The organism is Lentilactobacillus hilgardii (assembly GCF_009832765.1).
Taxonomy (GTDB): Bacteria; Bacillota; Bacilli; order Lactobacillales; family Lactobacillaceae; genus Lentilactobacillus; species Lentilactobacillus hilgardii.
On sequence record NZ_CP047121.1, the window covers coordinates 262,071 to 273,968 of the forward strand.

Here is an 11,898-nt window from a genome sequence, read left to right on the forward strand (position 1 = left end):
CTATGTATTTAGCCTTAAAGGAAATTCGCCATGAAAAACTACGATATACGTTGATTATTGCAATGATCGTTTTAATTACGTATTTAATCTTTATTTTATCCGGACTGGCAACCGGTCTGGCGGGAGAAAATACCCAGGCTATTGAGTCCTGGGATGCAAAAAGTGTTGTTTTGAATCGGGATGCTAATGTTAATTTATCCCAATCAACCATCACCGACGCACAGGTTAAAAATGCCAAACTAACTAAGAATCAAGCGCTTATTGGGCAAGCACCCGTGGTCGTTAAACACAGTGATCGGAAAAAAGAATCTGCACAGTTCGTTGGGGTAAAGAAAAATCAGTATATTGCAAAGGCGTTAACCCCATCCAATGGGCGTCAAGCTCGCAATAACAAGGAAGTAGTTGCCGATGAACAATTTAAAGCGGATGGTTACAAATTAGGAGATAAGATAAAGTTCAACTCATCGTCGACTAAGTATACGATTGTCGGTTTCGTTAAAGATGCAAAATTAAATGTCGCGCCGGTGGTCTATGGGTCACTTAAAACCTGGCAGGAATTACGAGACTTCCCGGGAGGACGATTGGCCGGAAGTGCGATTATTTCAAAGACGGCTAATTTTAATGGCCATGATAAAGCTTTGAAGACTTATTCAAACAGCTACTTCATTTCTAAATTACCGGGATACGCTGCTCAAAATACGACCTTTGGTTTTATGATTGGTTTTCTGATGATTATTTCGTTGGTCATTATTGCTGTGTTCCTGTATATTTTGACGATTCAGGCTCTGCCAACGTATGCAGTACTCCGGGCTCAGGGAATACCGGCGGCAGTCCTTGTTAAAACCATTATCAGCCAATCATTGATCTTAATGGCTGGCGGGATTGTAATTGGCGCACTTTTAACATTTATCACGGCAAATATGATTCCATTTGGGGTGCCGATTTCCTTTAATGTGCCGATGCTGGCAGGGATGTCGATTGGGTTACTCCTGATGGGTGTGATTGGTGCGGCTATTCCGGCTCGAAAAATTGCGACCGTTGATCCTGTACGAGTAATTGGAGGTTAAAGCATGGCAGTTATTGAATTGAAAAATATTAATAAGTATTTTGGCTCTGGAACCAGTCGGGTTCACGTGTTAAGCGATGTTGACTTTTCAGCTGAAAAGGGACAATTGATTTTAGTCATTGGACCATCCGGTTCGGGTAAAAGTACCTTCTTAACGATTGCCGGCGGTTTACAAACACCTTCTTCGGGAGACGTGATTGTTGAAAACCAGTCTGTGGATCAGCTTAGTAAAAAGCAACGGGACAAATTAAGGTTGAATCACGTTGGTTTTGTTCTTCAATCCTATTCACTGGTGCCGTATTTGAAGGTGAAAGAACAATTGGAATTTGTGAGAAAAGTTAAGCCCAAGGGGAATCTGAGTGACTCTGAGCTTAAGGATCTATTGGCACAGCTAGGAATTACCGATTTAGTAAATAAATATCCGGGACAGCTTTCCGGTGGGCAGACACAACGGGTTGCCATCGCCCGGGCATTGTACGCAAACCCGGAGATTGTATTAGCCGATGAACCCACGGCCGCTCTTGATTCGGCCCGGGTAGTAGAAGTCGGTAAATTATTTAAAGAATTAGCCGATACCCGAAAAAAGGCCGTTGTAGTGGTTACCCATGATACCCGGTTAATGGAATTTGCGGATAAAACCTATGAAATCATGGATGGCAAACTTCATTTAAAAAATACAGCAGAAATGGGTCAAACATCTAAATAGTGTGTGTAGCAAAGCGTTTAGCATTCGGAGTGTAAGGCGTTCATTTCGGAAATCCCGGGTTTGGATTTTTGGAATGAATCCCTTACATGCAGAATGCTGCTTTGAGGAGCAGTCCTAAATAGTGTGTGCAGCAAAGCGTTTAGCATTCGGAGTGTAATAGTCACAGGCCGAACAAAAGATAAATTTTGTTCGGCTTTTTTTATTGAATCGGCAGATATTTGTCATAAGGACGATGCTATACTAATAAGTGTAACCGTTTCCTATAACGTATTGAAAGGCGATGATGGCTATCCTCTATGTGGATGTCTCAAGCGGTGATGATTATTTAGCACAACCTGCGATTGGTCAATATCTGTCGACGTATTTTATTACCAATCCGAAGTTTAATGACGAAGTTATCTTCTTCTATCGGCCCAAAACGCCGATTATCATTTGTGGTGTCAACCAAAACGTTTATTCAGAGGTTGATTTAGCCTATTGCAAAGCGCACGGTATTAAAATTGCCCGTCGGGGAGCCGGTGGCGGTGCCGTTTATGTTGATCCCGGGAATTTAACGTATTGTTTTGTTGATAATGATGACAGCCATCATTATTTGGATTTTAAACATTATGCTCAAAATGCAATTGCAACGTTAAAAGATCTTGGTGTTGATGCCGCGATGACCGGGCGAAATGATTTAACGGTTGACGGTAAGAAGTTTTCCGGCATGTCGGCGCTAAAAATCGGCAATCGTTTTTCAACCGGCGGAACCTTAATGGTTGATGTTGATTTGGATAATGCTTCCAGAGCGTTACGACCACCAAAGTCAAAAATGGCGTCTAAAGGCGTTAAGTCTGTTCATAGTCGGGTAACTAATTTAAGGCCATACTTTAGCAGCCACTATCAAAATATGACTTTGTCACAATTGCAAACCAAGTTTCTTTTAAAGCTTTTTCACACAACTAACCTCAATCAAATTCCTACCTATGTGATGACAGATGAGGATTGGCGGGCAATTGAAAAAGCTGCCACCAAAAAGTTTGGCGATCAAAAGTGGATTATGGGTGAACAAACGACAGATATGTATTACCATTTGCAACATTTTGCCGGAGTTGGTACCGTAGAAATCAGTTTTTCTGTTGATAGCGGTGTCCTTACCCATGCTAAAGTATTTGGTGATTTCAATAAAATGAATGGCAATCTGCACCAAATCGAAACCCAGTTGATCGGAACGCCTTATAACACTGCGAGCTTGACCGAAGCGTTCACACAGGGTGACGTTGCCCAAAATATTGGCAATATTGAGCCTGCTTCTTTAGCCGAAATGTTGATCGATCAGCAGTTTGCTGACAAGGCAACAATTAATTAAGGAACTTTTTGAATGCTCATCGCTGACAGTCTTTTGTGTATGGGGTAACATGAAGATAAGCACGTGAAAGGCTGAAAGCCGAAGATGCTTCTCAAATTCTATCATTAGCAATAGTGAAGAGGTAATGCATAAATGAGTGGTGAAGTCCTTGGATCCATGTTTAACCAAAATGGCTATTCAACGGCACGAATGCGAGCGGTTTGGTCCGATGAAAATCGATTGAAAATCGTTTGTAAGGTTGAAACGGCTGTTGCCTATGCAATGTCGAAAAACAAAAAAATGCCGCTGTCTGCTTACGAAGAGATAAAGGAAAAGATTGTTCCCGAGAATTATGATATGACCAAGCTTCGGTTATCTGCAGCTAGAGCAGGACACTTTTTAGCGGGATTTGTCAGTTATTCCCAACAGTTATTTGAGGATGGCGGGGGTCAGTACCTGCACTATGGTGCCGCCAGTGAAGACGTGGAGGATACCTGTTATGTACTGCAACTAAAGCAGGCTGATAAGATCATCATGGATTACTTAGTCAAATTTGGTTCCGTTCTTTATGATTTGGCTGATAAATATAAAAAAACCATTAATGTGGCAATGGCCCATCGAACTTATAGTTCACCTTCGACATTGGGATTTAAGCTGGGAATTATTTTAAACGAGCTTGACTACCTGATGCGACGTTTGGACAGCCTGTCCGACTTTACGTTTGCCGGTTCATTAACCGGTGTTGAAGGGCTGTCAACAATGGTTGGTGACAATTACGATCAGGTTGAAACTGATTTTTGTGATTATCTTGATTTACAAGTCCCGGAAATGTATTGGCATACACAGCGTGAACGTTTTACAGAATACTGTCATGTTTTAACAATGATTGCACAAATGCTTGGGAAACTGGGAAAAAATCTGCTGACAATGAGTCAAACACAAGTTGGCGAATTCCAAGAAGCATATGCACCCGGACGTCAGGGATCAACCGTTATTCCGACAGTTCGCGAACCATATATGTGTGAAGCAATTGTTAATTTATCGACAATTATCCGAAATGAAATGCCATTAATGTATGATACCATGCAGGTAAGCGGCGAAAAGGATACCGCAGTCTGGCGGGATATTTACGTTGTTTTGCCTGAAATGACCATGTATTTATCCGGTCAGCTTAACTATGCGACAACTATATTGAAGACAGGAAAGTTTGATACCAAACGAATGGCTGAAAATTTTATCTTGGGCGATGGCACAATGTATTCAGGTGCATTGATGATGGCATTGGCTAAAAAAGGAATGGGCAGACAGGATGCACATGAATTATTGGTTCGATTACGGGTTAAAGCGGATGAAGAGAATAAATTATTAAAGGATCTGTTTTACTCCGACGACACGATCGCAAAGTATCTAAGTCGGCAGGATTTGGATAAAGTGATGTCGCCGGAAGCGGGCGTTCCCCATGCACTTGAGAAAACAAATAAAATTCTCGGCTTGTATCGGAAACGTCATCCACTAAATAAAAAAGGGGTAATTAACAATGGCACAAACAGCTGATGATGCAAAGTATTTATGGCAGAAGAAACTAGATAACGTACATATCCGAATTGGGTTTAATGACGTGGCCCGTCAGGAAATCGGCGAAATTTCATTTGCTAAATTTCCAGATAATTTGACGGAAGTGAAGCTTGGTGACGTTATTTTATCGATTGAGGGTGCCAAAGCGGTTTCAGAAGTGCATACGCCGGTAGCCGGCAAGGTCGCAAAGGTTAACGTAGCACTTAAAGACCATCCGGAATATTTAGAGAGTTCGGACGAGGATAAGAATTGGGTCGTTGAACTGTTTTAGAAGATAGCGTGCAGTTCGGGTATGTCAAGATACCAAAAAGCTGATGCCATTATGAGACATCAGTTTTTTGGTAACATAGTTAACTGCCAGCTGGCATATAACATCGTCGTTTTCTGTAACATAAGTTTCCGTCATTTTAGCCTTTAGCTGCTTCCAAGGCCTTGACATAGGCATCATAGGTCATTGAATCAAAACAAACCATCGTGACGTCGAGTGGGGTGTCGAAGTCTTGAATAGCCGCTGTTGCAATCCCAGCGGCTTTGTCTAAAGGGAAATCGTAAATTCCGGTACTGATGGAAGGAAATGCGACTGTTTGGCAATGGTGCAAAACCGCTTGTTTTAAACTGTTAACGTAGGAATCTTTTAATAGCTGTGGTTCATTTCGCTGACCACCGTGCCAAATTGGACCGGGTGTGTGGATAATATACTTAGCCGGTAAATTAAACCCAGGTGTTGTTTTGGCTTGGCCCGTTGGACAGCCGTTTAATTTCCGACAGGCTTCATCAAGCTGAGGACCGGCAGCTCGATGAATGGCACCATCAACACCGCCACCACCGGAAAGTGCCCGATTAGCCGCGTTGACAATTGCGTCAACGTTGACTTTTGTGATGTCACCTTTAATCACGTTTAGTTTTGCCATATGGAAACCTCCTTGTACGATCTATACTAGTTTTTATTATACGACGATATTAATAGGTTAGAAGCTTCCAGTGCGGATGAGACGCATCTTGATGAGACAGGTTAACAGTAGCCTTATTGTGTCTTAGTAAAAATTTTTATTTCCTTTTGGAATATTTTTGTTATAATTAGAATACATAAAGAGCCTAAACCGCGTTATAAGTGCTTTTTACATAAATAATCACATTTATTTTTAATTGATTATATGTTTTATGAACATGGATTGGGTTGCGATTCATAAACAATGGTCCAGCAGGTTACTTGGCACTTGTCGCAAGGGTCATTAATGAAGTATCAACTTACAAGGAGGGATCCCTTTGGATAAATCAGCGAACGGACTTTCACCAATTGAACAAGCGGCGATGGCATCATTACAAGACGTGATTGATCCTGAACTTGGGGTTGATCTGGTTAATTTGGGCTTGATATATAACGTTAGTGTTGATGATACACATTGCATTGTGACCATGACATTAACAACAATGGGGTGTCCACTGGGGAATTTGCTGACGGATCAAATCAAAACCGCTGTGACAGCTGTTGACGGGATCACGACTTGCAAAATTCATTTAGTTTGGGACCCGGTTTGGGATATTAATAAAATGAGCCGATTTGCAAAAGTTGTTTTAGGGATACACGGATAGACATCATAGAATGGGTTGGTAATGATATGGATATTAAAAAATTTGTGGATCGACGAAAAGCCTTGAAGTTATCCCAAATGAAACTTTGTAAGGGAATTTGTACACAGGCAACGTTAAGTAAATTTGAACGGAATGGCCGCGTACCCTCGCTTTCAATTTTAAATAAATTGTGTTCCAGAATGGGCATGACGGTTGATGAGCTTAATCAAGACCCTTCTTCCTCGGTCACGGTTATCAGAAGACGGTTGAATGCGATTGAGAAAGACTTGATGATGGAAAATTATCTACAGGTGCAATCAGCGCTTAAAAAGATCAACGAGGCTCATATCACAGCGATTCCTTTGAGAATGCAGTTTTTCTATCTGAGAGGCATGTTAAACGCAGTAACTAACAAAAAGCCTGATGAGGTATTATTTGATTTTTCACAGATTCTGGATGAATTAGACGAAAAACACCAAACAATTTTTACTCAACTAGCCTACATTGGCTCTGGTATTACTTATACGCGAATCAATCAGCCCGTACGTGCAGATTTCTTTTTTAAGAAGGCACATGAATTTATTAACGAGGCACTGAAAACGTCCTCCGATGATGAGGAAGGGCATGATAACTACTTACGACTTTTAACGCTCATCTTTTATACTGCTAACTATTATGCATCAAAAAGTAATTTAACTTTGAGTGACAAATTACTTAAATCAGGTGTTGAATTATGTTCGCAAAACCACGTGACGTATTATTTACCGCGGTTAAAATTTTTAGCCGCACAAAATGCCGTTCATGAAAAAGCTAACGAGGATGACATCAGGCAATTACTGGATGAAGCGCTCGCCTTTGCCCGCTTAAATCATAATCAAGTCATTGAATTACGGGTTGCGGCATTGAAAAATGGTTACGTTAGTAATGTTTAAATGAACAACTAAATAGAGATCGCAGGGCGTACTCAATTAAGAGCCGCTTCCTGCGATCTTTTTTAGGCTGATGCTCGTTAAATAACGTTAAAACTCGATTAAATGGTGGTGGACAGCGTACCTGACCAACTCCGGTCGGGAATTTAATGAGAGTTTGTGCATGATACTGGCCTTGTGAGCTTCTACCGTTTTGGTTGAAATAAAGAGACGATTGGCAATTTCTTTGTTTGTATATCCCAGGGCCATTAACGGGAAGACTTCCCGTTCTCGTTTGGATAGGCTCCGGTAACCTTGAAGATGGGCATCAACGCCACCGGCCTCAATTTGCTTAATATCGGATTTGGATAGCGTAATATTTTGATCTATGTATCGCCGATTTGCCGACAAGGCATTCAATCCACTAATGAATTCGCTGTCTGGCGAGCTCTTTAGGATATAAGACAAGGCGCCATTATGAATGGCTTTGTTAATGTATTCCTGTTCTTCGTGCATTGAGAGAATGAGTATTTTGACATCGGGAAAATGTTCGTGAATTCGTTGAGTGGTGACCAGCCCACTTTCACCAGGCGGCATACTGAGGTCCATCACTAGGATGTCGATATTGCCCTGTTCAACACGTGCATAAGCGTCAGTACCATTGGCCGCTTCCGAAACCACTTTAAAATCGGGTTGCCCGTTGATTAAATAGGCGAGTCCCTGACGAACAACCGCATGATCATCTGCAATTAAAACTTTTAGCATAAGCATTTACCTCACTACGAAAGTACAACCGGAAACTTAGCGGTGACCGTTGTGCCGGATCCGGGTTGGGACTTGATTTCAAAAGTCCCGTTTAAGGCTTTAATTCGCTCGTTCATATTCATTAAGCCAAGCGAACGACCATTAAAACGATGGTGCTTGGGAACATCAAACCCGATGCCGTCATCAATGATTTCCAACATAATATAATGTTCATGTGCAACTAACAAAATATTGATTTCACTGGCTTGAGCATGTTTAAGGGCATTATTAATAGATTCCTGGCCAATTCGATATAAGACACTTTGAACGTCTGTGGATAGATTATCCGTTTTGGCATTTCCAACGACAGAAATGTTCACCCCGGAATTTTCTGAAAGCCGCTTTGCCAAAACGCGTAAGGCAGGTAGTAGTCCAAAATTATCCAAAACCGAAGGGCGAATATCAAGCGCCATACCCTTTACCTCGGTCAACGTATCGTTAAGCTGATGCTCAATTTCTCTGGTTAATTCAGTAACCTGATCATGTGTCAGCACATCTTCACTTAATCGGCGAACACCCATAATAGCGGAATAAACACCTTGTGCAATACTGTCATGAAGGTCCTGCGAAATGCGTTTGCGTTCTTCTTCGTGCGCTCGGTTAACATATTGATTGAGTTGGCGCTGCTGTGCTAATTGATCCATCCGTTTGATGACGCCACGATTTTTAAGCGTGAGTGAAAAAACATGGTCATCCTTATCGATTAGGCGATAAACCAGGAAATATCTCAGCGGATGGGCTGATTCCTGTGCTAAGGTAATTGGGATGGAAATTTCCTGCATATGGTTTTTAATGGCGCAACTAAAGCAGCTATCGGTTTGCGAAAAGCGCTGCTTGACGGCGGTATTTGCAACTTCCAATAGATATTGCGGATCAATTTTGACTATTTTTTGAAGATCATTGGCAATTCGATTACAAACAATTAGGTCATTGTTTTCAAAAATGAGAATAGCATCCGTTGCATCGTCAAAATAGCGTTTGATCCAGTTGTGGGTTTCCAGCATTAATGGTCCTCCTTTCGTTCAAAGATAACATGTCTCTGACAGGAGTTATAAAATAATTCCGTTTAACATAAGATTATAACAGGATTAGAGGAAAATGAAAGATGCCTTTAACGAAAAAGTTGTAAACCAGAATGGCTGTTGGTACATAGGTGTTAATTTAACAAGTATTCAAACGGTTGCTCTGCAATGATGACAAGATGATTAATTCTTATTTTTTGTTAGTGTGATTGGTCAAAATCACGGTACTGGTACTTGTCAGCTGATCGTAATTTGTAATAGTCACCTGCCAGGTTTGAATGCGATGACCAAGTTGCAGTGGGGTTGCCGTTGCGATGATGAGACCGGAAGTCACTGGCAGTAAGTGCTGTGTATTAATACTGACACCAACCGCGTACTCATCCGGTCCAACGTTTTGATTTGCGCCGAGCGACGCAGCCGTCTCTGCCATGACAGCGTTGACGCCACCGTGTAAAAGTCCATATGGTTGTTTGACAGAGTCGCTTACTTCAAGTGATATAATAACCTTAGTTTTGTCGATGGAGATCGTTTTAATACCAAGTGTTTCCATTAAGTTACTCATTATAATCACACCTCATAATTTGAAAGGATTGGAATTTAAATGACATCAGTCAATTGGAAATCAGTTAAGAAATATAAAGAGATTATTTTTGAACGTGCAGATAAGATCGCAAAGATTACCATGAACCGACCGGAAAAGATGAATGCTTTTACACCGGTTACGGTTCAAGAGATGATTGATGCATTTAATATCTGTCGTGATGATAGCACAATCGGCGTGATCATTCTAACCGGTGCAGGTGACAAGGCATTTTCTTCCGGTGGTGATCAAGGTGTTCGTGGCAATGGTGGGTATGTTGGACCGGATCATATTGCCCGATTAAACGTCTTGGATCTGCAACACTTAATTCGAATTATTCCCAAGCCGGTTATTGCAATGGTTAAGGGATGGTCAGTTGGCGGTGGCAATATTTTGCAGCTGGTTTGTGATTTGACAATTGCGGCTGATAATGCGCAGTTTGGGCAGACGGGACCAAAAGTCGGCAGTTTTGATGCCGGTTATGGTTCTGGATATCTTGCTCGAGTTATTGGTCATAAACGAGCCAAAGAAGTTTGGTTCTTGAATCATTTTTATAGTGCAGAAGAAGCTTTTCAGATGAATTGGATCAATAAGGTTGTTCCGTTAGCTGATGTTGAATCCGAAACCCTTGACTGGTGTAACGAGATTCTGACAAAATCACCAACTGCGTTACGCTTTATCAAGGCAGCAATGAATGCGGACACTGACGGATTGGCCGGCCTGCAGCAATTAGGCGGTGATGCAACGATGTTATTTTATACGACTGATGAAGGTAAAGAAGGTCGGGATGCGTTTAATGAAAAGCGGAAACCGGATTTTGACCAGTTTCCGAAATTTCCTTAAAGAGGTTAAGCAAGTTGGATAATTGGATGACAAAGCAAGCAGCTCTTTTTCCTAAAAGGATCGCCGTTGATGATGGAGAAGAACGGTTAACATTTTCAGAATTGGTTAAACGACTTGAACAACTTTCCGGCCAATTGGGTCGCGTTGGAGTCTTGCAAGGCAGCCGGATCGCAATTATGACTAAAAACGGATTGTTGGGTTATCAAATGGCATTGGCTGTTCTTGGAAGCGGGCAAACAATTGTCTGGATTAATTGGCGGCTGGCCGATAATGAAATTAAACGACAGGTGCGTGATAGCCGGCCAACAATATGTTTGGTAGAAGATGCATTATGGCGCGACAGTTTTCACAATGGCTTTATGAAATTCAGTCAGGTTCAGCAAATCAAGTCACAACCGAGGCAACTGGTTTCTCAATTCAACTCGGGTGATGTTGCCAGTGTGATGTATACGTCCGGGACAACCGGTGAGCCCAAAGGTGTCATGCAGACGTTCGGCAATCACTTTTCATCTGCAATTGCCTCGTCACTGAATCTGGGCTTAACGTCACATGATGACTGGTTATGTGCTGTTCCGATTTTTCATATCAGTGGTTTTTCAATCATTATGCGTGGGCTTATTTATGGGATGACGGTACGATTGGTTTCCCATTTTGATCCTGTTTTGGTCGATAGACTGCTGAGAACAGAACCTGTCACAACAATTTCGGTTGTGCCATATATGTTAAAAAAATTGCTTGATTTGAGAGACCAAAAATCAGGGGCTTATAATCCGGACTTTCGTTGTATGTTATTAGGTGGCGGCCCCATTGATCGACAGACTTTGACCAGGTGTCAGACATATCATGTCCCGGTTGTTCAATCGTATGGGATGACGGAAACCTGTTCACAGATTGTTGCCTTAAACGATGTCGATGCGGATACTAAAATCGGTTCTGTTGGCAAACCACTCTTTCTCACACAGCTTAAATTGTCAGAAAACGGTGGTGAAATTTTAATCAAGACGCCGGCACTCACTTCCGGTTATCTCAGTCGGCCAGAAGCACTGTTTAATAAGAAAACAACGGACGGCTGGTACCGTACCGGAGATGTCGGACACCTTGACAGTGATGGTTTCCTGTACGTTGATGGCCGTATTGACGACATGATCATTTCCGGTGGTGAAAATATTTTTCCGGATGAAATCGAAGCGGTTTATTCGGCTTATCCCGGGGTTGATGAGGTTGCAGTCATTGGTGTTAGTGATAAGCAATGGGGACAATCTCCCGTTGCATTTATAGTCAGTTCAAAGCCACTTTCGACTCAGAAGTTAGTTGCATATGGTCGTCAAAGATTAGCTCACTATAAAGTTCCCAAGCATTTTTATCAAATTGATCATTTGCCAACGAATGCGGGTGGCAAAGTACAGCGGTATAAATTAAGAAAACGCCTGAATGATAGATAGAAATCTAAAATAAGCAGTGGAAAGGATCTAAATAGACCGATCAACACCACTGC

13 protein-coding genes are annotated in these 11,898 nt (G+C 41.8%); 9 read left to right on the plus strand and 4 right to left on the minus strand.

From position 1 onward, the window contains the following. Window positions 1-2 precede the first annotated feature (2 nt). From GQR93_RS01220 to GQR93_RS01240, 5 genes are all read left to right on the plus strand, one after another. Window positions 3-1,067, plus strand: coding sequence for an ABC transporter permease (locus tag GQR93_RS01220; RefSeq protein ID WP_003551516.1), 1,065 nt, complete (start codon window positions 3-5; stop codon window positions 1,065-1,067). A gap of 3 nt (window positions 1,068-1,070) precedes the next feature. Continuing rightward, window positions 1,071-1,772 carry an ABC transporter ATP-binding protein gene (locus GQR93_RS01225; RefSeq protein ID WP_003551524.1) on the plus strand — a complete coding sequence of 234 codons (702 nt, stop codon included), beginning with the start codon at window positions 1,071-1,073 and terminating at the stop codon, window positions 1,770-1,772. A 280-nt stretch (window positions 1,773-2,052) separates the two neighbouring features. After that, a complete protein-coding gene (locus GQR93_RS01230; protein ID WP_003551526.1) occupies window positions 2,053-3,120 on the plus strand; it encodes a lipoate--protein ligase in 1,068 nt (355 codons plus the stop codon). A 132-nt stretch (window positions 3,121-3,252) separates the two neighbouring features. Continuing rightward, complete coding sequence (locus GQR93_RS01235) at window positions 3,253-4,653, plus strand: lyase family protein (protein ID WP_003551528.1); 1,401 nt, start codon at window positions 3,253-3,255, stop codon at window positions 4,651-4,653. Next, complete coding sequence (locus tag GQR93_RS01240; RefSeq protein WP_003551530.1) at window positions 4,637-4,945, plus strand: glycine cleavage system protein H; 309 nt, start codon at window positions 4,637-4,639, stop codon at window positions 4,943-4,945. Before GQR93_RS01235 ends, GQR93_RS01240 begins: the two co-directional genes overlap by 17 nt. Window positions 4,946-5,081: 136 nt before the next feature. Here the strand turns inward: GQR93_RS01240 and GQR93_RS01245 are convergent, their stop codons facing one another. Next, window positions 5,082-5,585 carry an O-acetyl-ADP-ribose deacetylase gene (locus GQR93_RS01245; RefSeq protein WP_003551531.1) on the minus strand — a complete coding sequence of 168 codons (504 nt, stop codon included), beginning with the start codon at window positions 5,583-5,585 and terminating at the stop codon, window positions 5,082-5,084. A 400-nt stretch (window positions 5,586-5,985) separates the two neighbouring features. On the opposite strand from GQR93_RS01245, the gene GQR93_RS01250 reads away from it, so the two are divergent. Together GQR93_RS01250 and GQR93_RS01255 are read left to right on the plus strand one after the other, a co-directional pair. Continuing rightward, complete coding sequence (locus GQR93_RS01250; RefSeq protein WP_187117513.1) at window positions 5,986-6,267, plus strand: metal-sulfur cluster assembly factor; 282 nt, start codon at window positions 5,986-5,988, stop codon at window positions 6,265-6,267. 26 nt (window positions 6,268-6,293) lie between these two features. Beyond that, a complete protein-coding gene (locus GQR93_RS01255) occupies window positions 6,294-7,178 on the plus strand; it encodes a helix-turn-helix domain-containing protein (RefSeq protein ID WP_003551536.1) in 885 nt (294 codons plus the stop codon). Between the two features lie 87 nt (window positions 7,179-7,265). On the opposite strand, the gene GQR93_RS01260 is transcribed toward GQR93_RS01255, so the two are convergent. The 3 genes from GQR93_RS01260 to GQR93_RS01270 all read right to left on the minus strand — a co-directional run bounded on the left by GQR93_RS01260 (window position 7,266) and on the right by GQR93_RS01270 (window position 9,542). Continuing rightward, entirely contained in the window at window positions 7,266-7,919 is a 654-nt protein-coding gene (locus GQR93_RS01260; protein WP_035444235.1) for a response regulator transcription factor, read from the minus strand. A gap of 14 nt (window positions 7,920-7,933) precedes the next feature. Beyond that, on the minus strand, window positions 7,934-8,962 hold the full coding sequence (locus GQR93_RS01265) for a sensor histidine kinase (protein ID WP_003551538.1): 1,029 nt from the start codon (window positions 8,960-8,962) through the stop codon (window positions 7,934-7,936). 208 nt (window positions 8,963-9,170) lie between these two features. Further along, window positions 9,171-9,542, minus strand: a complete 372-nt coding sequence (locus tag GQR93_RS01270; RefSeq protein WP_003551539.1) for a PaaI family thioesterase — start codon at window positions 9,540-9,542, stop codon at window positions 9,171-9,173. Between the two features lie 39 nt (window positions 9,543-9,581). Here GQR93_RS01270 and menB point away from each other — a divergent pair, with 39 nt between their 5' ends. Both menB and GQR93_RS01280 read left to right on the plus strand, forming a co-directional pair. Next, window positions 9,582-10,403 (plus strand): 1,4-dihydroxy-2-naphthoyl-CoA synthase, encoded by an 822-nt coding sequence (gene menB / locus GQR93_RS01275; protein WP_003551540.1) that lies wholly within the window; start codon window positions 9,582-9,584, stop codon window positions 10,401-10,403. A 14-nt stretch (window positions 10,404-10,417) separates the two neighbouring features. Then, a complete protein-coding gene (locus tag GQR93_RS01280) occupies window positions 10,418-11,845 on the plus strand; it encodes an o-succinylbenzoate--CoA ligase (RefSeq protein WP_225430370.1) in 1,428 nt (475 codons plus the stop codon). Window positions 11,846-11,898 lie beyond the last annotated feature (53 nt).

What these genes read in the sequence shown, in the direction of transcription:
- GQR93_RS01220 (WP_003551516.1), top strand. Translation starts at nt 3, where the DNA reads ATGTATTTAGCCTTAAAGGAAATTCGCCATGAAAAACTACGATATACG.
- GQR93_RS01225 (WP_003551524.1), top strand. Translation starts at nt 1,071, where the DNA reads ATGGCAGTTATTGAATTGAAAAATATTAATAAGTATTTTGGCTCTGGA.
- GQR93_RS01230 (WP_003551526.1), top strand. Translation starts at nt 2,053, where the DNA reads ATGATGGCTATCCTCTATGTGGATGTCTCAAGCGGTGATGATTATTTA.
- GQR93_RS01235 (WP_003551528.1), top strand. Translation starts at nt 3,253, where the DNA reads ATGAGTGGTGAAGTCCTTGGATCCATGTTTAACCAAAATGGCTATTCA.
- GQR93_RS01240 (WP_003551530.1), top strand. Translation starts at nt 4,637, where the DNA reads ATGGCACAAACAGCTGATGATGCAAAGTATTTATGGCAGAAGAAACTA.
- GQR93_RS01245 (WP_003551531.1), bottom strand. Translation starts at nt 5,585, where the DNA reads ATGGCAAAACTAAACGTGATTAAAGGTGACATCACAAAAGTCAACGTT.
- GQR93_RS01250 (WP_187117513.1), top strand. Translation starts at nt 5,986, where the DNA reads ATGGCATCATTACAAGACGTGATTGATCCTGAACTTGGGGTTGATCTG.
- GQR93_RS01255 (WP_003551536.1), top strand. Translation starts at nt 6,294, where the DNA reads ATGGATATTAAAAAATTTGTGGATCGACGAAAAGCCTTGAAGTTATCC.
- GQR93_RS01260 (WP_035444235.1), bottom strand. Translation starts at nt 7,919, where the DNA reads ATGCTAAAAGTTTTAATTGCAGATGATCATGCGGTTGTTCGTCAGGGA.
- GQR93_RS01265 (WP_003551538.1), bottom strand. Translation starts at nt 8,962, where the DNA reads ATGCTGGAAACCCACAACTGGATCAAACGCTATTTTGACGATGCAACG.
- GQR93_RS01270 (WP_003551539.1), bottom strand. Translation starts at nt 9,542, where the DNA reads ATGAGTAACTTAATGGAAACACTTGGTATTAAAACGATCTCCATCGAC.
- menB (WP_003551540.1), top strand. Translation starts at nt 9,582, where the DNA reads ATGACATCAGTCAATTGGAAATCAGTTAAGAAATATAAAGAGATTATT.